Here is an 18,628-nt window from a genome sequence, read left to right as displayed (position 1 = left end):
CGGTTCAAATAATCAGGCCTAAAGAAAAAATGATTGTTAATTATTTTTCTAATTACTTCTGTTACAGTACAGTCAGATATTCTTTCAAAAAGAGAGGTGGGCTCATGTATAAAACAATAGTAATAACAGCATCATTGGCTGGATTTATTATTTCTGGATGTGCCGACATGACCGCAACCCAGCGGGGGTCCGGCACGGGTGCATTGCTTGGCGCAGGCACAGGCGCAGCAATAGGAGCATTGGCCGGGGGGGGGAAAGGTGCCGCGATTGGTGCTGGTGCTGGTGCTGCATTAGGAGCTGGCGCCGGTTATCTGTGGTCGAAAAGAATGGAAGAGCAAAAAATTCAGATGGAAAACGCCACTGCCGGTACAGGTGTAATGGTGTCGCAAACAGCGGATAACCGACTGATGTTAAATATCCCCAGTGATATTTCATTTGATACAGGGAGTGCCCAGATCAAACCAGGTTTTCGTCCAATTTTAGACAGTTTTGCAACCAGCTTGTTAAATAATCCCAGCACTCACGTAACGATTGTCGGGCACACCGACAATACCGGTAGCGATGCTGTTAACAACCCTCTATCCGTAAATCGTGCGGCTAGTACACGTGAATACCTGGCAGGTCGTGGCGTCCCATTTCAGAGAATCCAGATTGATGGCCGCGGCTCGTATCAACCGGTTGCTTCAAATGATACTGTCGCAGGTCGAGCAAGAAATCGCAGGGTAGAGATCTATGTTTCGGAAACACAGGGCGGATCAGTTCAATAAATTGACCGAGGCGAATGACTAATATTTATGGCTGACACAGAAAATACCAATAAGGAAAAATGGGAGAGAGAAACACTGCGAGATTTGGTGTTTTCCTCTCTGAAGGAGCAGAAAAAAGCACGCAACTGGAGTATTTTTTTCCGCTTGCTAACCTTTTCTTATTTATTTACGCTACTTTTTTGGGGGTTAGGTTGGTTGGATACCGAAGCAACAGGTGGTTTTGGCAAGCACACTGCACTGGTTGATTTGCGCGGTGAAATTACTTCGGATGGTGTAAACAGCGCAGTAAATATTAATACCGGACTGAAGAAAGCATTTGAAGATAAAAATACAGCTGCTGTGATATTACGGATTAATAGCCCTGGTGGCAGCCCGGTTCAGGCTGGCTCTATTAACGATGAAATTCATCGGTTGCGTACACAGCATCCTGATATTCCCTTATACGCTGTAGTTGAAGATATTTGCGCGTCTGGAGGTTATTACATCGCTGTTGCAGCGGACAAGATTTTCGTAGATAAGGCCAGTATTATAGGATCAATTGGCGTACTTATGGATGGATTCGGATTTACCGGGACGCTTGAAAAATTGGGGATAGAACGTCGCTTGTTGACAGCTGGAGAAAACAAGGGGTTTCTTGATCCTTTTTCACCTTCCGACCCTGGACAGAGAGAACGCGCCAAGAAAATGTTGGCGGAAATTCATCAGCAATTTATTCAAGTTGTTCAGGATGGTAGAGGGGATCGCTTGAAAGACAACCCTGAAATTTTTAGCGGCATGGTCTGGACAGGAGCCAAAAGCATAGAACTGGGTCTGGCCGATGCCTTGGGCAGCGCGGATTATGTTGCTCGCGAAGTGATTCAGGCAGAACGTGTCGTTGATTATACTGTTCAGGAAGGAATTACAGAACGCTTCGCCAAGCGGTTTGGCCGGGTCGCAACAGATTTACTGACGGATACCAGATTTTCATGGCTTATCCGCTGAATCCTGGTTTTATTGTAAGTAAATTTCACTTAGCATACGAGTCACTCCGGTTTGCCAGTGTGGAAGATAGAGATTGAAAGTATTGCGCAACTTATCTGTATTCAAACGCGAATTTAAAGGGCGTTTGGCAGATGTTACAAAAGCCTTACTGTGAATCGGAATGACTGCACTTGGGCGAACCTTGACTGGAAGATTGTGTTCACCAGCAAAGTTCAGCAAAAATTGTGCGTAGCTGCACCAGGAAACTTCTCCATTAGCCGTAACATGATAGATACCTGATTTTTCAGGACACCTCAGTAATTGTGGAATGGCCTGAGCTGTTACATCAGCCAGTAGTTCCGCACCCGTAGGCGCTCCGATCTGGTCATCAATAATTGTCAGCTGCTCTTTTTCTTGCGCGAGTCGCAAAATGGTTCTTATGAAATTATTTCCGCGAGCTGCGTAGACCCAACTGGTGCGCAAAATCAGGTGCTTGCAGTTTGATTTCCGGATTGATTCTTCACCCCGTAATTTACTCTGGCCATAAATATTAACGGGTAAAGTTGGATCTGTTTCCAACCATGGGCGCTTACTACTGCCATCGAATACATAATCGGTAGAATAATGAATCAGCCAGGCACCAATTTGTTCAGCCAGTTGCGCTAGTAATTCAGGAGCCTCGGTATTGATGCGAAAAGCTAGTTCTGGCTCATTTTCTGCCTGATCAACTGCGGTATACGCTGCTGCATTGACGATAACGTCAGGGCGAATAGCCCGCAGTGTATGTGTCATTCCTGCCAGATCTGTCAGATCGCCGCAATAGTGCAAATCCCGTCGATCCAGTGCAATCAATTTGCCCAACGGAGCCAGGCTACGCTGTAGCTCCCAACCGACCTGGCCATTTTTACCAAAGAGCAGTATTTTCACTGTGATCGCCCGGTATAGTTAATTTCAACCCATTGCCGGTAGTCGCCCGATTGTACTTCTGCAACCCAGTCATGATTTTCCAGATACCATTGAATAGTTTTACGGATACCAGTCTCAAATGTTTCCAGCGGCTTCCAGCCAAGTTCTCGTTCGATTTTATGTGCGTTGATCGCATAGCGACGATCGTGGCCGGGGCGATCAGCCACATGAGTAATCAGTGCGCGATAATCTCTTTGTTGAAATTGCTGAAGTACGTCGCAAATGGTGTGTATGATTTCAAGATTACTTTTTTCATTCCAGCCTCCAATATTGTAGGTTTCCCCTGGTTGTCCTTTTTCCAGAACAACACGAATAGCCTGGCAGTGATCATTTACATAAAGCCAGTCGCGGATCTGCTGGCCATCCCCATAAACAGGCAGCGGTTTGCCTGCTAGAGCATTAACGATTATCAGAGGAATCAGTTTCTCAGGAAACTGATATGCCCCATAGTTGTTGGAACAATGTGTAGTCAGTACCGGCAGGCCATAAGTATGGTGGTAGGCACGGACAAGGCAGTCACTGGAGGCCTTGCTGGCTGAATAAGGGCTGTTAGGTTGGAAGCAGTGATTTTCAGTAAATGTGGGAGCATCCTTAGCTAATGTGCCGAAAACCTCATCTGTAGAAACATGAAGGAATCGGAAATTTTCCTTGCGTGAGACAGATAAATTTCCCCAGTAATGACGAGCTGCTTCCAGCAACTGGAATGTGCCAGTGATGTTGGTCTGAATAAAATCTTCGGGGCCATGGATAGATCGATCCACATGGCTTTCTGCTGCCATGTGAATAATGGCACGAGGTTGGTAGCGTTCAAGGAGAATGGATATTCTCTCGCTATCGCAGATATCCCCATGCACAAAAATATGTTGAGGATTATCGGTGAGTGAAACAAGATTATGCAAATTCCCGGCGTAGGTTAATTTGTCAAGATTAACAATATTTTCATCCGTACTCTTGACCCAATCCAGTATGAAATTTATTCCTATAAAGCCGGCGCCGCCGGTGATCAAGATTGTTGACATATATCAGTGAATTGAAGATTGATTGGTCTGATCGGAGCGCCATGTTACAACCAGCCCAGCTCCTCCCATTGGTGCCTGAAAGTTACAGTCGATACCGATTCCAGCTACCCAGACAAGCTGATCTCCGCAGAAGAGTAACGGTAATATGTCGCGCTTCCACGGAGGAAGGGAGGCTTCCTGCAGAATTTTTTTCAGGTTGCGACGAGGACGCTTACAATCTGGCTGAAATCGTTCTCCACCGGATCTTGAACGGATTGTAACGATCTGCTGATCCAATTTGGCTAGATCAATTCCCGCATCGTCTTGCCAAGTAAATTCAAGTACACTTTTTAATGATTCAATAGCCAAACGTTGCTCGCCTTGCCAGACAACAGGTGATATTGATTCTGACAAGAAATCAGCAGGCAGAAATTCGATTAGCCCACGGTAGCAGCGAATTTCCAAAGTATCTACCTTGAACCGAAAATGGGAATCAGTTTGTATGTTGTACAGCTGACGTAAAATCTCTTCCAGTTTTGCGGAACTTGGCAACCGCACCATTTGCTGTGCTAACAAATAACGCAGCAAATTTCTGGCACGGGAGAGATCGAGCTCACGCAACCCTCGCAAGCTCAATTTATCTGCAATCATAGTATTTTTAGCGTCTATTTTTGCCAGTTCATCCAGTAAATGGGCTGCTTCACCAAGATGTCGGACAGATCGGGACAATATTTTGCGATAGGAGGGGTAGCGCTGTTCTATTAAGGGTAAAATCCGGTGCCGTAAATAATTACGGTCATAAGAAATATCCAGATTGCTTTCATCAGTTACCCATGACAAACCATGCAACTTTGCATATTTCATGATTTCTGAGCGCGGAATGTTGAGTAAGGGTCTGAGTAATTTGATGACTTTGCCTGATTCAAATAATCTGACTGTCGGCATAGCACTGAGTCCTTTAACGCCCGCACCGCGCAATAATTGCAACATCAATGTCTCAACCTGATCATCCTGATGTTGCGCCAACAAGACATAATCTGCCTGAATTTGCCTGAATATTTGATAACGGGCCTCTCTAGCAACCGCTTCCAGGCTTTCTTGTGGCTGCCTGCTGATCTTTAATCGATGGATTGATAAGGGAATAGCGACACTGTCGCAAAGTGTTTGGCAGAAAGCGCTCCATTGACCTGAATATGTGCTGATACCATGTTCAACATGAATTGCGGACATATCCAGTTGCATTGATTTGGAAAACTTTATAAGCAGGTGTAGCAACACCACAGAATCCACACCTCCACTCAGAGCAACTGCCAGACAATCACCAGGTCGGATTTGTGCATTCAGGTTATGGAAAAAACAGCTGGTTATATCATCAGTCGGGTTTGTTAATTTTGAATCTACCATATCCAAGCAGCCGATCAAGGCGTTTCTGCAGTAATGTTTCCAAGGGAATATCCTGCAATTTCCGTAGTGATTCTTGCAATGCCTGTCTGACAGATTGCATCACAGCCGGGTAGTCACGGTGTGCACCACCAACAGGCTCGGGAATGACGGCATCGATTAGAGCCATTTCTTTGAGTCGGTCGGCAGTAATACCCAGTATCTCAGCTGCATCGGATGCCTTATCTGCGCTTTTCCATAAAATAGAGGCACATCCTTCCGGCGAGATTACTGAATAGACTGAATATTGCAACATTAGACTGGTATCACCCACAGCAATAGCCAATGCCCCCCCTGATCCACCTTCGCCGATAATAATACAAATAATAGGGATTCTCAGTCCTGCCATAACATAAAGATTTTTACCAATGGCCTCAGATTGCCCGCGCTCTTCGGCATCTATACCTGGATAGGCGCCTGGTGTATCGACAAAGGTAATCAATGGAATCGAGAATTTCTCTGCAAGACGCATGAGCCGGAGTGCTTTGCGATATCCCTCCGGCTTGGGCATACCAAAATTACGATAAATTTTTTCCTTGGTGTCGTGTCCTTTCTGGTGCCCGATCAGCATAACAGTCTGGCCATTAAAGTGCGCCAGTCCACCAACAATAGCCCGGTCATCCGCAAAATTTCTATCGCCATGCAGTTCTTCAAAATCCGTAAACAAATGTTTTATGTAATCAAGCGTAGACGGACGTAGAGGATGGCGTGCCACTTGTGAAATCTGCCAAGGTGTCAGTTTTGCATAAACACTTTTGGTCAACCCTTGGCTTTTTGCTTGTAAGCGGGTGATTTCAGCCGAGATGTCCAATGCAGAATTATCCTGGGCAAAGCGCAATTGCTCTATTTTTGCCTCAAATTCCTCAATGCCTTTTTCAAAGTCTAGAAAGACGTTTTTCATGCAGATTGATAAGGTTGAAAGAAGTGAAAAAGCGCGATGATACAGGATTAACCTATACCACCCATTGATGTCTAAAAGAACCGAACGGGCATGCAGCACCGAAAGCCAATTACCTTTATTATTATGACAGTTACTGTCTGATCACTTCAAATCCAGCGCCTTCTATTGCCTGGCAAAAAATTATATCTTCGCGTGAGCCATCGTGCTGAACGATTGCTTGTCCATCATTAAGAGATACCTCAACATTGCTTACCCCGGGAATCTTTTCTAATACAGTCTTGACACTGCTGACGCATCCTCCACAAGTCATTCCCTTGATATGAACAATAGTCGTTAGCATAAAAAATTCCTCTTACTAAAAGATAAAATGAGCAAAGTTCTTACTTGCCAGAATTTTTAACAGTATTGAACTGATGAGTGCTGATACGGCTAAATTAAGATCACATGCGCCCCTAGGTAACTCTTGATAGGTTATTTTAGGGCGCATGCGGACACAAACCTTATCCTCTCAACAAATAACTCTTCAGGAATTAATGAAGACAGTTTATTATTTTTCATCAAGTGATTAACTTCAGTCTCTTTCACCAAGTAATGCAAGCAATAACTGTATCAGACTTATAAATAAATTATACAGACTGAGATAAATACCCAGTGTCGCCATAACGTAGTTGGTTTCACCGCCATTTACAATCCGGCTTACATCAAACAGGATAAATCCCGAGAAAACCAGTATTGCTGCAGCTGAAATGATCAGTGAAATCGCCGGGATTGCCAGAAACAAATTAACTAGAGAAGCTAAAATAACTAATATCAGTCCGGTCAGCAAAAAATTACCAAGGAATCCGAAATCCTTGCGAGTTACCGTCGCTACACTTGCTAATGTAAAAAAGATGATACCGGTTCCTGCAGCAGCAAAACCAATCAGCTGGGTACCATTGTTAAACTGCAGAGCGTACTGAAGCAGGGGGCCTAACCACCACCCAGCAACAAAGGTAAACAAGAAAAGAAGAATTACGCCCCCAATGCTGTTGCGTGTAGCACTGACAGCAAACATTAAACCAACCATTACGGCCAGCATTATAAGTGAACCCATAATTGGGGATTGTGCCAAGAATGAAAAGTCCGTATTAATACCGATAGCCGAGCCAGCTATGGTTGGAATCATGGTTAATGCAAGCATCAAATAAGTATTTCTCAATACCTTGTTACGTATACTTGGACTTAATGCCCCTAATACAGGAGCCGCATATTTGGAATCAGATTGCATATCCTTTATTTCCCCTCAAAAATTAAATAAATAAATGTAAGCAACTTAGGCTACCTTGAGGAGACAAAAGTTGCAATTCGATTTTTAAGCCATCACACATATCCACTTTGATACAAAGGTTTTGGTGAATTATTTATCAAATTCCCTATATTTTCTGGTGAACAGGCTCTGTATAAAATGACAAAATAAAAAATATCCCAAGGCAGCAAAAGGCATTTGAGTACAAGAAGATAAAAAGAACAATATCCATGATACTAACAAGGATATTTTTTCTATAAAAATCATGCATCTTCCTTCTTGTGCAAGCAGCGTCCGAATGCTAAGATTGCCCCAAAAAATCGTCATCCGGCTCCTGCTTCTGTTTGTTGATCCGGTTGAACGGCTAGGCAAATATTCTCATGAGCAGCTAATTTTGTGAGGCGTGGAGAAACATTGCAGGATCACAGGCGAGCTGCTGAAATTGATTTGGTAATTAATGTGGGGGGTAAGATATGAAGGGTAGTAAGTTGATGGCGTTGCTATCAAATTTTGTAGTTCTTGGTTCTTATTCAGGGTTGGCGATATCGAGCAAGTATAACCTGCCTGAACCACAGACTCCGATTGCACAGGAGATATATGATCAGCACATAATGGCTCTATGGATCTGCCTGGTAATATTTATTGGTGTATTCGGTGTGATGGGTTATTCCATTGTTAAGCACCGTAAATCGGTTGGCTATAAAGCAGCAAATTTTCATCACAGCACGATCGTTGAGCTGATATGGACAGTTATCCCTGTATTGATCTTAATCGCAATATCATGGCCAGCAACCAAAACAATTATTGCGATGAAAGATACGAGCGAAGCAGACATTACTATCAAGGCTACCGGGTATCAGTGGATGTGGGGATATGACTACATTCAAGGAGAAGGTGAGGGAATCAGTTTTTACAGTCAATTAGCTACTTCCCAGGATCAGATCCGTAATCAGGCACCTAAGGGGGAAAATTATTTGCTGGAAGTGGATAATCGTGTGGTAGTACCGACTGGAAAGAAAATTAGAGTACTCATGACAGCCAATGATGTCATTCATGCTTGGTGGGTACCTGCACTTGGCGTAAAACAAGACGCTATACCTGGATTTATTCGTGATGCATGGTTTAAAGTCGAAAAACCGGGTATCTATCGCGGCCAGTGTGCAGAGCTTTGCGGCAAAGAACATGGATTTATGCCAGTAGTCGTAGAGGTAATGGAACAGGAAAAATACAGTCGGTGGGTTGTGGAGAGACAAAAGGCCGCATCAGCTGCAGTTGTGAATACAGCGCTCGTTAAAAATGGGGCGAGTAAAAACTGATATATCCAGATATGGTTAGTCGGGATATAGATCAATTAGATTAAAAAAGGAGAAGATAATGGCGGTAATACAAGACGTACATGGCCATACACATGATCATCCGACCGGTATAATGCGTTGGTTAACCACTACCAACCATAAAGATATCGGAACACTTTATTTGTGTTTCAGTCTGGCTATGTTGTTCGTGGGTGGTTTTCTGGCCATGGGTATCAGAGCAGAACTTTTTATGCCTGGTATTCAGATATTGGAACCAGAAGTATTTAATTCATTTACCACATTGCATGGCCTGATTATGGTATTTGGTGCCGTAATGCCAGCATGGGTGGGATTTGCGAATTGGCAGATACCATTAATGATAGGTGCTCCAGATATGGCGTTTGCTCGTCTGAATAACTGGAGCTTCTGGTTATTGCCGATTGCAGCATTGTTATTAATAACTTCATTTTTTGTACCCGGCGGGGCTGCAGCCGGTGGCTGGACATTCTACCCACCACTATCCACACAAGGTGGTATGGGAACAGACATGATGTTGTTCGCAGTTCATGTCTTTGGAATGTCTTCAATTATGGGTTCTATCAACATCATTACGACCATCTTGAATATGCGTGCACCAGGCATGACATTGATGAAGATGCCAATGTTCGTGTGGAGCTGGTTAATTACTGCATACCTGCTTGTATTGGTAATGCCGGTATTAGCTGGGGCTGTGACAATGGTACTTACAGATCGTAACTTTGGTACAAGCTTCTTCAATGCTGCTGGCGGCGGTGATCCGGTTATGTTTCAGCACATCTTCTGGTTCTTCGGACACCCAGAGGTATACATCATGATATTACCGGCGTTTGGTGTGGTTTCCGAGGTTATTACAACATTTTCACGTAAGCCTTTGTTTGGTTATACATCAATGGTTTATGCGATTGCCGCAATTGCATTGTTATCTTGCTTTGTATGGGCACATCATATGTTTACCGTAGGTATGCCTGTTACTGGACAACTGTTTTTCATGTACGCAACGATGTTGATTGCTGTACCAACCGGCGTTAAGGTCTTTAACTGGACCGCAACCATGTGGCGAGGCTCTTTGACCTTTGAAACACCGATGTTGTTTTCAATAGGGTTTATCGTTCTGTTTGTTATTGGTGGATTTAGCGGTGTTGTTTGCGCAATAGTCCCGATCGATGTGCAAGTACAAGATACATACTATGTTATTGCACACTTCCATTACGTGTTAGTTTCTGGGGCATTATTTGCATTATTTTCAGGCGCATACTACTGGTTACCTAAATGGACCGGCCATATGTACAACGAAACATTAGGCAAATGGCATTTCTGGCTGTCAATGATTTTCTTTAACGTAGCATTCTTTGTTCAGCATTTCCTTGGATTAGCTGGAATGCCTCGTAGAATCCCGGACTACGCACTCCAGTTTGCTGACTTCAACATGATTTCCAGTATCGGTGCATTTGGATTCGGATTGACACAGCTACTGTTTGTATACATTGTTGTTAAATGTGTGCGTGGTGGAGAAAAAGCTAAAGATAAAACATGGGAAGGAGCACATACTCTGGAATGGACACATTTGCCCTCACCGGCCCCTTACCATAGCTTTGAAACACCACCTGTCGTTAAATAAGCAGGTATAAGCAATGGCTGAAAATAAGGATACAGAATTACAACGCAGAAAATTACGTACTGCATCAATTCTAGTCATCTTGGTAATAGTAGTTTTTATAGTAACAGCTGTATTTAAATAGGAATAAAACAAGACGTGACCAAGGCCAATAACATAGATATATTAAAAAAGTTACTTATTTTTAGTGTGGTTATGTTTGGTTTTGGTTACGCACTTGTACCTATATACAAGAAATTCTGTGAAGTAACCGGTATATACGAGCTAGAACGTCCGGACACAGTATCTAAAAAGATCAAAGTAGATATTACGAGGGAGATCAATTTACAATTAGATGCAAATATACGTGGACTTCCCTGGAAATTTAAGCCACTGCAATCTCATATTCGTTTACATCCTGGTAAACTTACAGAAGTTATGTATGAAATCAGTAACGAATCTGAAGAGCCCCAAATTGGGCAGGCCATTCCAAGTTACAGCCCCAAAAACCTTGAAAGATATTTGAAAAAAGTTGAATGTTTTTGTTTTTCACAGCAAGAACTCCGTGGTAAGGAGACCAGGCAATTGCCAGTCAGATTTTTGATAGATCCAGAAATGCCTGACGATATTCATACCGCAACAATTTCATATACCTTTTTCAAAGTTAAAGCGAATTAAACAGGGAGTGCACAGATAAAAGTATTATTAAGGGTACTCTTCTATTTCAAGTTACAGAAGTTGTCTGGCTTTATTTATACCAAGATCAGCAATAATCAGTAACTTTGCATAGCATCATGCAGTTTTATTTTGAATTAATTATCAATAGTTGGGCTTGTAGCAGGTTAAGTTTAATAACGAGGAGGAAGATTATATGAGTCAAGGAACGGGTTATTATGTGCCCTCTCCATCCAAGTGGCCGATCGTAGGAACAACGGCTCTCTTTTTCATGGCGTTTGGAGCGGCGTTTACTATGAGTAAATTGCCTCTTGGATATGGCATGCTGCTCACTGGGTTGGCTATACTCGCCTTCCTGATTTATGGTTGGTTTCGAGAAGTTGCTCTTGAAAGTGAAGCAGGCAAGTATAAGGTTCAAGAAGATAAATCCTTCAGATGGAGTATGGGATGGTTTATTTTCTCCGAAGTTATGTTCTTTGCATCATTTTTTGGTGCGCTGTTTTATATGCGTGTTCTTTCAATACCTTGGCTTGCTGGTTCCGAACAAGAGCTGCTCTGGCCCGATTTTTCTGGGGTATGGCCAACAGCCGGCCCAGGATTTGATGAAAAATTTACTCCTATGGGAGCTTGGGGAATCCCTGCCATCAATACGACACTGTTGCTGACTTCTGGTATTACCATCACTCTTGCACATTGGGCATTAAAAAAGAATGACCGCGGTGCTTTAAAGCTGTGGTTATTTGCGACTATAGCATTGGGTATCACGTTCCTTGGTTTCCAGATATATGAATATGGACATGCATATGCTGACCTGAATCTCAAGATGACCAGTGGTGCATATGGATCAACTTTCTTCATGTTAACGGGATTCCATGGATTCCACGTGACGGTTGGCACAATTATGTTGATCGCGATCTTCTTCAGAAGTTTAAATGGCCATTTTACGCCGGAACACCATTTTGGATTTGAAGGGGTAGCTTGGTACTGGCACTTCGTTGACGTTGTCTGGTTGGCATTGTTTATATTTGTCTATTTACTGTAACACGAAGAAGTAAATAACGGAGAAAAGGTTCGATTCTGTCAGATAAAGAGAATCGAACCTTAAAAAGTTTATATGGTTGTGTACAAGGCTATCTGATGCCTGGTTTTCTACAACAATTCAAGCCATCGCTATGGTCAACAATAGTTACTGTATTTGCGATCGCTGTCTTTTTGAAACTAGGTTTTTGGCAATTATCCAGAGCAGAGGAAAAAGATAATCGTTTTTCTCTTATAGAATACTATGCCCAGCAACCACCCGTTATAATTCCAGAATCACTTGTAAAGCTGAGCGATTATTTATATCGTCGAGTTGAAGTTGATGGGTATTTTGATTCGGAGCGGAGTATATTTCTTGATAACAAAATTCATCAGGGAATTGCGGGCTATCATGTACTTACGCCCCTACGGTTAGCGAACAGCTCAATAGATATATTGGTCAATCGAGGCTGGGTAGCTGTAGGTAATGACCGATCAGTTTTGCCTAATATTCGCACTCCAGGAGGATTGGTTCATATCCTCGGAATCGTAGTATCACCATCAATCAAAGCGCTATCGCTTTCAGACGATGATATTAAAGGTAACGTTTGGCAAAATTTTGACCTGGATACTTATCAAGGCATGACCGGTCTTACCTTGCAACCCTTGTTACTATTGCAGCAAAATGATGCAACAGACGATGGTTTAATTAGGCAATGGGGAAATCCGGATTCTGGCTCTTCAAGAAATACAGGTTACGCTCTTCAGTGGTTCTCATTCGCCGCAATGACTTTTATCATCTACATTGTATTAAATGTCAAACGAAAAAGTAACGCGTAGTCGACTTACTCTAATTATATTAATACTGGTGATATTATCGCCAATCGTAATCTCATCCGTCTTGCATCGGTGGGATTTCCGTCCGGATCATACCGTAAATTATGGTGAGCTACTGGAAATCAAACCATTACAAGGGACAGCAACAAATCTCAAAGACAACACGATCTTCCGAAGTCGTCAATTAAAAGGTATCTGGAGTTTATTGATTATTGACTCGGGAAAGTGTGATGGATATTGTCAGGAAAAACTTTACATAATGAGACAAATTCGCTTAGCCCAGAATGTTGATAAGGATAAGGTTCAGCGAATATGGTTAATTAATGACGATATCAAACCTGATCCTGAAATAGTGGATAAATATGAAGGTACTAGATTGGTTCTTGCACAGGGAAGAAATCTATTGGATGAATTCCCCTTTATGAACAGACAGGATGACCACATCTATGTTATCGATCCGATGGGGAATTTAATGATGAGATATCCCAAGGATCCAGATCCAAAAAAGATGATTGGAGATTTGAAAAGATTGCTAAAACTCTCACATCCCGAGTATTAGCTGAAGATTCTCACATGGCATATTAGCGAAAAAAAGCAAACAGGTGTTATAACATCTGTAACTATGAATTAGTTTCATAAGGAGTGAGTGATGTCAACAAATCCATTAGTCTGGCAACAGGCGACTGCGCGTATTCAGCAGTTTTACCGACTTACCAAACCACGAGTAGTTTCTCTAATCGTTTTCACTGCTGTGATTGGTATGTTTTTATCGGTCCCTGGCGCGGTGCCCCTAGACAAGTTGCTCCTGGGTACGATTGGAATATCACTTGTTGCCGGTGCAGCTGCTGCGCTTAATTGCCTGGTTGAGTATAAGTTTGATGCAATCATGGCTAGAACAAAGGGACGACCCTTACCCCAGGGAAAAGTAAGTGTTCCTGAAACGCTGTTCTTTCTGGTAATGGTTGGTGGGCTTGGGCTCTTCATTCTCCACCAATGGATAAACCCTTTGACCATGTGGCTAACTCTCGGCACATTTGTGGGGTATGCAATTATATACACGGTAATACTCAAACCACTCACACCACAGAACATTGTCATTGGAGGCGCATCTGGCGCTATGCCACCCGTATTAGGATGGACAGCAGTTACAGGAGAAATTTCGGCTGATGCCTTGCTACTGTTCCTTATCATTTTTGCCTGGACACCCCCACATTTCTGGGCATTGGCGCTTTACCGTAAATCAGATTATGCAAAAATTGGGATGCCAATGCTCCCAGTAACACACGGTGAAGAGTTTACTCGCCTGCATGTATTGCTCTATACAATTATTCTTTGTATCGCAACAATTTTGCCTTATCTCACCCAGATGAGTGGTTTGATTTATCTTGCAAGTGTGCTGATTCTTGATGCAGTATTTCTTTATTACGCTGTCAGGATCTATTTGCACTACACTGACCAAATTGCCAGAGAAGCTTTCCGTTACTCTATAATTTATCTGGCATTGCTGTTTACTGCGTTACTGGTGGATCACTACTTTTATTTCTGATACCAGAAATAAGCGGATTCACTAAAACCAAACAAAAAGCAGCCTGATAAAGATTACATCTTTATCAGGCTGCTTTTTGTTTATCTCGTTGAAAAATATTCAAGGAAATAATTTTCCTGGGTTCAAGATATTACAAGGATCAAATGTTAATTTGATCTGTTTCATTAAAGTTAGAGTAGCCTCATTGAGTTCTTTATCGATATAAGGACGTTTTTCAGAGCCGATACCATGCTCACCAGAAAGTGTTCCATTAAGGTTGATCACCAGATCAAATATCTGATTCAAGCATTTATATGCACGTTCACTCTCTCCAGGATTATCCGGGTCAATCAGCAGATTAACATGAATATTTCCATTGCCAGCATGGCCAAAATTTACGTTGGGTATCTGATATTGCTGACATAATGAAGATAACCCAGTTAACAATTGGGGAATTTTATCAACGGGCACTACAATATCTTCATTTATTTTCTTCGGCGCGATATCTCTTAGTAAGGGTGATAACGTTTTTCTGGCCTTCCACAAATCTGCAGTATTTTGAACGGGTAATGCCTTTAACAGCCCGGAATTTTGGCAAGCAGCTAGGAGCTTGGTTGTTATTTCCAAAATTGCGTGTTCTGTACCATCGACCTCTATCATTAGCATGGCACGAGAATTGTCCGGCAATATCCCGGGATTCCTGGAACGAATAAGATCAAGTGCGCCGGAATCCAGAAATTCAAGCGCGCTGGGTCCTTGCGGCTCTTTCATAATAGTTGCTATCGCTGATGCGCAACTCACAGCATTCTGATAATGAGCAACCAGTCCGCTTCTTGCTGCAGGTAACGGGGTTAACTTAAGCGTTGCTTCGGTTATAACGGCAAGTGTGCCTTCTGATCCAATTAACAGCCGGGTGAGATCGTATCCGACAACCCCCTTGGTGGTATAGCTCCCCGTTTTAATAACATTGCCCTGCCCTGTTACTGCAGTCAGCCCTAATACATGATCGCGGGTTGTGCCATATTTAACAGCATGTGGCCCCCCTGCACAGGTGGCAAGATTGCCACCGATACTTGAAAAAGCAGCACTGGAAGGATCTGGTGGCCAAAAAAAACCAGAAGGCTTGACAGCCGTCTGGACAGATTCATTTAAAACACCCGGTTCTGCAACGAGTACTCGATTGGCCGTGTCGATCGATACGATCCGCGTCATGCGTTCCAACGAAAGTGAAGCACCTCCCTGCTCGGCGAGACTGCCGCCAGCAGTACCGGTACCTCGTCCACGCGGTGTTAAGGGAATCTTGAATCGATTACATAACCGGATTGTCTTCACGACTTCGTCAGTCGTCAAAGGGAAAATGACACACTCAGGCGGAAAATACTTCCTGCTGTTATCGTAGGCGTAAGCGTAACAATCAACCGGATCAAGATAGAGACGGTCGGATGGAATCAGATTCTGTAGTAACTGAATAAACTCAGCGGGCAGCAGCATTTATTGATGCCTGAAGATGTTCTGAAAAGGTACTTACTAATCAAGATATTCAAATACCTTAACCACCTTTAATACACTTTCCGTCGTACTGGCAATACGTGTAGCGGTGTCCCCCTCTTTTCTGGTAACCAGCCCCAGTAAATACACCACACCGTTTTCTGTAACAACTTTTATGTGGTTCATCTGGAACACCTTGTTATTAATGAAACGGGCCTTTACCTTGGAAGTAATTAAAGCATCATTACTGCGAGAAGATAACGAGCTCTTGGGAGCAATAGTAATTTCATTGGAAATATTTTGTACGTTTTCAATGCTCATTGCCAATTTCTCAATCTCTTTTTTGGTGAATTCATCGGGGGCCTCACCAGTCAGCAAAACGTTACGGTTAAAACTGGTGACATTGACATGCACTCTGTCGCCCAATCGTTCGCCAATTCTGCGACTGGTTTTAAGTTCAATTCCCTCGTCATCTATGTACATTCCACTACTACGGCGATCTTCTACCATTAACGCTCCGGCTCCCGCACCAACCCCCACGCCTGTTAAGATCATTGGCGCACAACCTGGTAGAAGGAACAATAAAGCCTGTATCCACAATATCAATCTGATGAAAGTGTTTTGCATAATGATTTAAACGTAAAATAAACTTAATCTATCTACCCAAAATAAAAGTCTGAAAACGCTCGGGCACAAGTCATTGAACTGGCAGCAAAATCGTACGAAAATACAAAGCACATAGTCTAACACCGCTTTAACCTATACTGATGATTAACCGCTGCGCTTTATTGTCTGCAGACAAAGCCTTAAAATACAAAGTTGTTATTTCTGCCCGGGTTTATTTGGATACCGTGTGAATAAATACAAATTTTACTGAGAATCTCGCATGACAGTCAGGACGATATTGGTAGTCGATGACTCACCGACAGATCGCCATATTATTTCCAGCATACTAACCCAAAATGGGTATCAGGTAGGTGTGGCTGAAAGTGGTGAGGAGGGTGTTACCAAGGCCAGAGAGACTTGGCCTGATCTGGTTTTGATGGATGTAGTAATGCCTGGAATCAACGGCTATCAAGCAACACGCATGCTTGCGCGAGATAGTGCAACTCGCCATATTCCTGTCATCCTGTGTACAACCAAAGATCAGCAAACCGATAAAATCTGGGGGCTGCGGCAAGGTGCGCAAGATTACATTACCAAGCCGGTTGTGGTTGCAGAATTACTGCAAAAAATTGCCAGATTGGGTTAATGTTTAAAAACAGATCACGCTGAATACCATGCTGGTTGAACAAATCAATAATAAAACTCAGGAAATTCCACTTACCATCCCCGTATTGGGGGTCACGATTGGTGAAGATCGCTGGCTGATTCCAATGAATGACATCAGTGAAATATTACTGGTCCCAAAAATAACACCGGTTTTTCTGACACATCTATGGTTTCTGGGCATTATCAATGTACGCGGCAATATTTACGGTTTATGTGATCTGGCTTATTACCTGGATAAGAAGCCAACCCGCATTAATGTGAAAACCAGAATTTTCCTGACGGCTTCCCGTCCGGGAACAGGCTATGCCATATTAGCTGAAAGTGTTCTTGGTATCCGGGATTTGATGGAATTTACTCGCCAGCCAGATCATGAGGACAAGCGATCCGTCATCGCCGATGTATACAATGACCGCCAGAACAGACTTTGGCGCATGCTGAACTTACCAACACTGGTACAGCTCAAATCCTTCCTTCAAGCAAGCAGTTAAATTGTCCTGGGCACTCGCACACGATTTCACCATAAACAATAGAATCTCTTTCCAACATGCAATCTTCCCTTGCCGTTAACGAAAAAGTCGAAATCCTCGCTGAGGCGCTACCATACATACGACGTTTCCATAATAAAACCATCGTAATCAAATACGGTGGCAATGCCATGACCGAGGAAATACTTAAACAGAGCTTTGCTAAAGATGTGGTGTTGCTGAAACTGGTCGGTATGAACCCGGTCATCGTCCACGGCGGCGGCCCGCAAATAGACAACATGCTGAAGCGCATCGGCAAGGAAGGCGTCTTCATACAAGGAATGCGAGTTACAGATGCCGAAACTATGGATATCGTCGAGATGATACTTGGCGGGCTTATCAACAAAGAAATTGTCAATCTTATCAACCGTCATGGCGGGCAGGCAGTAGGATTGACCGGCAAAGACGGAATGTTTATTCGCGCGAAGAGAATGCTGATTAAGGACAAAGAAGATGCCGATAAGTGGATCAATATTGGCCAGGTTGGCGAAATAGAGTACATCGATCCCTCGCTGATCAAGCTACTGGACGCCCGCGACTTCATTCCTGTAATAGCCCCTATCGGTGTCGGTGAAGAAGGTGAATCCTACAATATCAATGCTGATCTTGTTGCAGGCCGCCTGGCGGAAACACTCAAAGCTGAAAAGCTGATATTAATGACCAATACACCTGGTGTACTGGATAAAAATGGCAATCTGCTCACAGGCCTGACTGCCAGCCGAGTAGATGAGCTATTTGCCGACGGCACCATCTCCGGCGGAATGCTGCCCAAAATCAAATCAGCGCTGGATGCTGTAAAGAATGGTGTCAAATCCTGCCATATCATCGATGGACGTGTACAACATGCTCTTTTGCTTGAAATACTGACTGATGAGGGAGTAGGAACCCTGATCAAAAGCGAAGGATAAAGAACAACCGGAGCAGAAGTAATCTGCTCTGTCTGTCCTGATTTACTGGAGGGGAAAGTTGCTTGTCCTGGAGATTCTACAGAGTTGTTGGACACACCGCTGAAATGCGATCAGATGTCATTGTTGTGTGCTTCCTG

General features: G+C 43.2%; 20 protein-coding genes. 12 read left to right on the top strand and 8 right to left on the bottom strand.

From position 1 onward, the window contains the following. Positions 1-104: 104 nt before the first annotated feature. Positions 105-767 (top strand): YiaD family glycine zipper/OmpA-like lipoprotein, encoded by a 663-nt coding sequence (locus BM331_RS06990; RefSeq protein ID WP_074928354.1) that lies wholly within the window; start codon positions 105-107, stop codon positions 765-767. Positions 768-794: 27 nt separating this feature from the next. Further along, positions 795-1,748 carry a S49 family peptidase gene (locus BM331_RS06985; protein WP_074928352.1) on the top strand — a complete coding sequence of 318 codons (954 nt, stop codon included), beginning with the start codon at positions 795-797 and terminating at the stop codon, positions 1,746-1,748. A 9-nt stretch (positions 1,749-1,757) separates the two neighbouring features. Here the strand turns inward: BM331_RS06985 and rfbD are convergent, their stop codons facing one another. The 6 genes from rfbD to BM331_RS06955 all read right to left on the bottom strand — a co-directional run bounded on the left by rfbD (position 1,758) and on the right by BM331_RS06955 (position 7,299). Continuing rightward, positions 1,758-2,654: a dTDP-4-dehydrorhamnose reductase gene (gene rfbD / locus BM331_RS06980; protein ID WP_074928350.1), complete on the bottom strand. Its 897-nt coding sequence runs from the start codon at positions 2,652-2,654 to the stop codon at positions 1,758-1,760. After that, positions 2,651-3,712, bottom strand: coding sequence for a dTDP-glucose 4,6-dehydratase (rfbB, locus tag BM331_RS06975; protein WP_074928348.1), 1,062 nt, complete (start codon positions 3,710-3,712; stop codon positions 2,651-2,653). The genes rfbD and rfbB overlap by 4 nt, the downstream gene beginning before the upstream one ends. Positions 3,713-3,715: 3 nt before the next feature. Beyond that, positions 3,716-5,095 carry a tRNA lysidine(34) synthetase TilS gene (gene tilS, locus BM331_RS06970; protein ID WP_074928346.1) on the bottom strand — a complete coding sequence of 460 codons (1,380 nt, stop codon included), beginning with the start codon at positions 5,093-5,095 and terminating at the stop codon, positions 3,716-3,718. Next, positions 5,064-6,032 (bottom strand): acetyl-CoA carboxylase carboxyltransferase subunit alpha, encoded by a 969-nt coding sequence (locus tag BM331_RS06965; protein ID WP_074928479.1) that lies wholly within the window; start codon positions 6,030-6,032, stop codon positions 5,064-5,066. The genes tilS and BM331_RS06965 overlap by 32 nt, the downstream gene beginning before the upstream one ends. Before the next feature lie 130 nt (positions 6,033-6,162). After that, positions 6,163-6,372 carry a heavy-metal-associated domain-containing protein gene (locus tag BM331_RS06960; RefSeq protein WP_074928344.1) on the bottom strand — a complete coding sequence of 70 codons (210 nt, stop codon included), beginning with the start codon at positions 6,370-6,372 and terminating at the stop codon, positions 6,163-6,165. A gap of 231 nt (positions 6,373-6,603) precedes the next feature. Next, positions 6,604-7,299 carry a Bax inhibitor-1/YccA family protein gene (locus tag BM331_RS06955; RefSeq protein ID WP_074928342.1) on the bottom strand — a complete coding sequence of 232 codons (696 nt, stop codon included), beginning with the start codon at positions 7,297-7,299 and terminating at the stop codon, positions 6,604-6,606. Positions 7,300-7,790: 491 nt separating this feature from the next. Here BM331_RS06955 and coxB point away from each other — a divergent pair, with 491 nt between their 5' ends. The 7 genes from coxB to cyoE all read left to right on the top strand — a co-directional run bounded on the left by coxB (position 7,791) and on the right by cyoE (position 14,320). Then, on the top strand, positions 7,791-8,633 hold the full coding sequence (coxB, locus tag BM331_RS06950; protein ID WP_074928340.1) for a cytochrome c oxidase subunit II: 843 nt from the start codon (positions 7,791-7,793) through the stop codon (positions 8,631-8,633). 58 nt (positions 8,634-8,691) lie between these two features. Continuing rightward, positions 8,692-10,269, top strand: coding sequence for a cytochrome c oxidase subunit I (ctaD, locus tag BM331_RS06945; RefSeq protein ID WP_074928339.1), 1,578 nt, complete (start codon positions 8,692-8,694; stop codon positions 10,267-10,269). 135 nt (positions 10,270-10,404) lie between these two features. After that, positions 10,405-10,923 carry a cytochrome c oxidase assembly protein gene (locus BM331_RS06940; protein ID WP_074928337.1) on the top strand — a complete coding sequence of 173 codons (519 nt, stop codon included), beginning with the start codon at positions 10,405-10,407 and terminating at the stop codon, positions 10,921-10,923. A 193-nt stretch (positions 10,924-11,116) separates the two neighbouring features. Then, positions 11,117-11,962, top strand: coding sequence for a cytochrome c oxidase subunit 3 (locus BM331_RS06935; RefSeq protein WP_074928335.1), 846 nt, complete (start codon positions 11,117-11,119; stop codon positions 11,960-11,962). A 95-nt stretch (positions 11,963-12,057) separates the two neighbouring features. Next, entirely contained in the window at positions 12,058-12,777 is a 720-nt protein-coding gene (locus BM331_RS06930; RefSeq protein ID WP_074928333.1) for an SURF1 family protein, read from the top strand. Further along, on the top strand, positions 12,752-13,333 hold the full coding sequence (locus BM331_RS06925) for an SCO family protein (RefSeq protein WP_074928331.1): 582 nt from the start codon (positions 12,752-12,754) through the stop codon (positions 13,331-13,333). The genes BM331_RS06930 and BM331_RS06925 overlap by 26 nt, the downstream gene beginning before the upstream one ends. A gap of 90 nt (positions 13,334-13,423) precedes the next feature. Then, entirely contained in the window at positions 13,424-14,320 is an 897-nt protein-coding gene (gene cyoE / locus BM331_RS06920; RefSeq protein WP_074928329.1) for a heme o synthase, read from the top strand. A 99-nt stretch (positions 14,321-14,419) separates the two neighbouring features. Here the strand turns inward: cyoE and BM331_RS06915 are convergent, their stop codons facing one another. Then, the gene (locus BM331_RS06915) at positions 14,420-15,787 is read right to left on the bottom strand and encodes an FAD-binding oxidoreductase (RefSeq protein WP_371265347.1); all 1,368 of its coding nucleotides are present in this window, start codon (positions 15,785-15,787) and stop codon (positions 14,420-14,422) included. Positions 15,788-15,826: 39 nt separating this feature from the next. Then, on the bottom strand, positions 15,827-16,414 hold the full coding sequence (locus BM331_RS06910; RefSeq protein WP_041353589.1) for a BON domain-containing protein: 588 nt from the start codon (positions 16,412-16,414) through the stop codon (positions 15,827-15,829). Positions 16,415-16,673: 259 nt separating this feature from the next. Between BM331_RS06910 and BM331_RS06905 the strand changes: the two genes are divergently transcribed. The 3 genes from BM331_RS06905 to argB are packed head-to-tail and all read left to right on the top strand — an operon-like array spanning position 16,674 to position 18,491. Continuing rightward, on the top strand, positions 16,674-17,039 hold the full coding sequence (locus tag BM331_RS06905; RefSeq protein WP_074928325.1) for a response regulator: 366 nt from the start codon (positions 16,674-16,676) through the stop codon (positions 17,037-17,039). Positions 17,040-17,067: 28 nt separating this feature from the next. After that, positions 17,068-17,547, top strand: a complete 480-nt coding sequence (locus BM331_RS06900; protein WP_074928323.1) for a chemotaxis protein CheW — start codon at positions 17,068-17,070, stop codon at positions 17,545-17,547. 56 nt (positions 17,548-17,603) lie between these two features. Continuing rightward, entirely contained in the window at positions 17,604-18,491 is an 888-nt protein-coding gene (argB, locus tag BM331_RS06895) for an acetylglutamate kinase (protein ID WP_074928321.1), read from the top strand. Positions 18,492-18,628: the final 137 nt, after the last annotated feature.

Origin of the sequence: Nitrosomonas eutropha (assembly GCF_900116685.1) — a bacterium.
In the GTDB taxonomy this organism is placed as follows: domain Bacteria; phylum Pseudomonadota; class Gammaproteobacteria; order Burkholderiales; family Nitrosomonadaceae; genus Nitrosomonas; species Nitrosomonas eutropha_A.
The sequence above is the reverse complement of the archived record's forward strand: the minus strand, read 5'-3'. Positions and strand labels throughout refer to the sequence as shown.

What these genes read in the sequence shown, in the direction of transcription:
- BM331_RS06935 (WP_074928335.1), top strand. Translation starts at nt 11,117, where the DNA reads ATGAGTCAAGGAACGGGTTATTATGTGCCCTCTCCATCCAAGTGGCCG.
- BM331_RS06985 (WP_074928352.1), top strand. Translation starts at nt 795, where the DNA reads ATGGCTGACACAGAAAATACCAATAAGGAAAAATGGGAGAGAGAAACA.
- BM331_RS06910 (WP_041353589.1), bottom strand. Translation starts at nt 16,414, where the DNA reads ATGCAAAACACTTTCATCAGATTGATATTGTGGATACAGGCTTTATTG.
- BM331_RS06990 (WP_074928354.1), top strand. Translation starts at nt 105, where the DNA reads ATGTATAAAACAATAGTAATAACAGCATCATTGGCTGGATTTATTATT.
- BM331_RS06925 (WP_074928331.1), top strand. Translation starts at nt 12,752, where the DNA reads ATGTCAAACGAAAAAGTAACGCGTAGTCGACTTACTCTAATTATATTA.
- BM331_RS06965 (WP_074928479.1), bottom strand. Translation starts at nt 6,032, where the DNA reads ATGAAAAACGTCTTTCTAGACTTTGAAAAAGGCATTGAGGAATTTGAG.
- tilS (WP_074928346.1), bottom strand. Translation starts at nt 5,095, where the DNA reads ATGGTAGATTCAAAATTAACAAACCCGACTGATGATATAACCAGCTGT.
- ctaD (WP_074928339.1), top strand. Translation starts at nt 8,692, where the DNA reads ATGGCGGTAATACAAGACGTACATGGCCATACACATGATCATCCGACC.
- cyoE (WP_074928329.1), top strand. Translation starts at nt 13,424, where the DNA reads ATGTCAACAAATCCATTAGTCTGGCAACAGGCGACTGCGCGTATTCAG.
- coxB (WP_074928340.1), top strand. Translation starts at nt 7,791, where the DNA reads ATGAAGGGTAGTAAGTTGATGGCGTTGCTATCAAATTTTGTAGTTCTT.
- BM331_RS06960 (WP_074928344.1), bottom strand. Translation starts at nt 6,372, where the DNA reads ATGCTAACGACTATTGTTCATATCAAGGGAATGACTTGTGGAGGATGC.
- BM331_RS06900 (WP_074928323.1), top strand. Translation starts at nt 17,068, where the DNA reads ATGCTGGTTGAACAAATCAATAATAAAACTCAGGAAATTCCACTTACC.
- argB (WP_074928321.1), top strand. Translation starts at nt 17,604, where the DNA reads ATGCAATCTTCCCTTGCCGTTAACGAAAAAGTCGAAATCCTCGCTGAG.
- BM331_RS06905 (WP_074928325.1), top strand. Translation starts at nt 16,674, where the DNA reads ATGACAGTCAGGACGATATTGGTAGTCGATGACTCACCGACAGATCGC.
- BM331_RS06930 (WP_074928333.1), top strand. Translation starts at nt 12,058, where the DNA reads ATGCCTGGTTTTCTACAACAATTCAAGCCATCGCTATGGTCAACAATA.
- BM331_RS06955 (WP_074928342.1), bottom strand. Translation starts at nt 7,299, where the DNA reads ATGCAATCTGATTCCAAATATGCGGCTCCTGTATTAGGGGCATTAAGT.
- rfbB (WP_074928348.1), bottom strand. Translation starts at nt 3,712, where the DNA reads ATGTCAACAATCTTGATCACCGGCGGCGCCGGCTTTATAGGAATAAAT.